Below are 557 nucleotides of genomic sequence, written 5' to 3' on the forward strand. Positions count from 1 at the left end.
CAGGCGTTCTTCCAGGCGCGCTTTTTCCACACCCAGGGATTCGGCCCTCTGAGCAGCCTCGCGCAGTTGATTCTCGCGTTCGGCCAGCTGGGTCGAAAGGGATGCCGCTATTGCCGACCTCGCATCAAGCTCCGAGCGCGAGCTGAGGCTGCGAATCCAATATCCAATCGCGATTCCCACAAGGACAGCGACAACACCCGTTACTGCAAGAGAGAGCATAGCGAATATACTCGCACGGACTGCGCATCCGGCGACACGGGACTGCGCGTCCAGCGGTTGCCTGGACGGCCAGTCCTCAGTAGACTTGAAATTTCGAGCGCGGTATTCGTGTGTTCTCAAGTTGTGCACCTCGCCCGGAAGAGTTTTCATCTAAATTTTTTGCCGTATCGATGGACAGGAGAAACGCATGGCAGCAGTAGAAGACAAGGTAAAACAAATCATCGTCGAGCAGCTTCAGGTCGACGAAGCTGAAGTGACGCCCAGCGCATCATTCCAAGAGGACCTGGGCGCGGACTCGCTCGACGTCGTCGAGCTGGTAATGCAGTTTGAAGAAGCGT

The 557-nt window shown here is 56.4% G+C and carries 2 protein-coding genes; one reads left to right on the top strand and one right to left on the bottom strand.

The annotated features are described in order from the left end of the window. The coding region (locus tag AC5S16_RS23165) for a hypothetical protein (RefSeq protein WP_493932497.1) at window positions 1-219 on the bottom strand (219 nt) is incomplete at its 3' end. Between the two features lie 187 nt (window positions 220-406). Here AC5S16_RS23165 and AC5S16_RS23170 point away from each other — a divergent pair. Continuing rightward, window positions 407-557 (top strand): acyl carrier protein (locus AC5S16_RS23170; RefSeq protein ID WP_493932498.1); only part of this gene is annotated, 151 nt, incomplete at its 3' end.

The organism is Acidobacterium sp. FHG110202_01 (assembly GCF_059115305.1).